Annotated in this window: 1 protein-coding gene; it reads right to left on the bottom strand. The window is 65.0% G+C overall.

What is annotated here, in order from left to right:
- Positions 1 to 110: 110 nt before the first annotated feature.
- On the bottom strand, positions 111 to 1,466 hold the full coding sequence (locus tag ACWDSJ_RS37800; protein ID WP_223273934.1) for an IS110 family RNA-guided transposase: 1,356 nt from the start codon (positions 1,464 to 1,466) through the stop codon (positions 111 to 113).
- Between the last annotated feature and the right edge of the window lie 439 nt (positions 1,467 to 1,905).

Below are 1,905 nucleotides of genomic sequence, written 5' to 3' on the forward strand. Positions count from 1 at the left end.
TGGTCTGTGGCCGGTAGGGCCGGGTTCGTTTATGCGTGATCCCGTTGCCGGCCAGCTCGGATCGCCACAGCTGGGAGATGTAGCAGGCGCCGTTGAGTTCCTAACGGATGTCAACTCGCTGGAAGGCTCGTAGCCTTGGTTGTTGACGGGCCGATCGGTGGAGCGCTGTGCGACTCCTGGTGTCGTCGGCCCGTCCTCGCACCGGTGGTGCGTCGCGCGGCGCGGATGTCGGCGGGGACTGTGTATCGGTCGGCGACGATCCTGCGGCCCTGTTCCGAGGTGAGCGGGCTGCCGTCGACATCGCGGATCACGTAGTGCTCGCCGCGGCGCCAGCAGGCGGCGATGCGTGTGAGCAGGGTCGTGGAGAGGTGGCAGACCGCGGAGTTGTGGTGTTTGCCGCTGTCGGTCATGAGTCGGTGGTATTTCGCGGCCAGCGAGGGATCGCTGCGCCGTGCCTGCTCAGCGGCCATGAACAGCGCTTCGCGCAGGCACGCGTCTCCGGATTTCGTTGGTCCACCGTGCCTTCCGCTCAATCCAGAAGATTCGAGTTTGGGCACCAGGCCGCTGAAGGAACGGATCGCGGCCAGGGAGTCGAAGCGGTTGGGATCGCCCAAGCGGCCCAGGATCTGGGCTGCGAGAATCGGGCCTACCCCGGGCGTCGAGCTGACGATGCCATCCGGGTCGGCCTTGTCCAGCAGTGCCGCGATGCGGGTTTCGAGTTCCTTGATCTCCTCGGTGAGCTGCAAGGCCAGCCGGGCCTCGATCGCGATGTCATCGGCCAACTCCGGGAAGTCCAATTCATCAGACCAGAGATCGAGCGTTTCACGGGCCGCGGCGAGGAGTTGGTCGGCCTTCTCCTCGCGCCAGCTGCCGCGAGAATGCCGGGCGAGGAATCGTGTCAGCCGGGCCCGGCCCAACCGGATCACGATGTGTGGGTCGGCGTAATGCGCCAGGAACCGCAAGGGCGTCTTGTTGGCCAGGTCCGCGCCGAGCGCGGCATGCCAGCCGGGCCCGAGGAGTTCGAGCAGTGCATCCAATCGCGCGAGGATGCCGGTGCGGCGTTTGACCAGATTGGAGCGCAGCTTGACCGCCCTGCGCATCGTGTCACCGGGGCCGAGCCCGGTCGCGGGGTGCATGCCCTCGGGATGCAGAAGTGGGATCCGGGCAAGGACTTTCGAGTCCAAGCGGTCGGACTTGGTGTGCTTGCAGTAGTAATCACGCAGGTCGGCAGATTGTTCGGGTGGCACCAGAATCACGGTGGCGCCCTGCCGACGGAACCAGGCCGCTAACGGCACCCAGGCGTTGCGCGTGGGCTCCATGATGACGGTGACCGACGAGGGGGCGGTCCCGGCCGGCAGCATCGACCACAGCCGCTGCAGATCACTGGTCGTGGTGCGGAACTTGCGACCTGACCATAGAAATTTGCCTTGCTCATCGGCCAGCTGGCCTGGTGCGCTGCCCGGCAAGCGACATCGATACCCAGCCGCAACTCCAACGATCCAACTCCCGTCTGCTCGACAATGCTTCACCCAGATCCGGCGTGAGCGTTGCCGTCGCGGGAGTCGATGCAGTACCAGACATTCACCAACAGGGATCTCCGCAACGCGCCGCGTGGCGGCGGATGCCGAAGTCGCCGGGTTCCTAACAGGACGCATCTCACCCGGCGATGGCCCTGCTCACTCCGCGATCAACAGGCAAGGAGCACAACCCCACTCGGTCATTGAGCGGTAGCAAGCAGGCGCCGGAGCCTCGAATTCTCACCCAACCGGCCGTATCCGGTGAGAGCTTCGAGGCCATCACCGAGTTTGAATGTCGGTGAGGACTCGTTTGACAGTGATCCCGTTGGCGGCGAAGTGTTTTCGTGCTCGTTGCCAGAACGCGACAGCGGTTTCCTTGCGTTCGTCG

The sequence above is a fragment of the Nocardia sp. NPDC003482 genome (assembly GCF_053588115.1).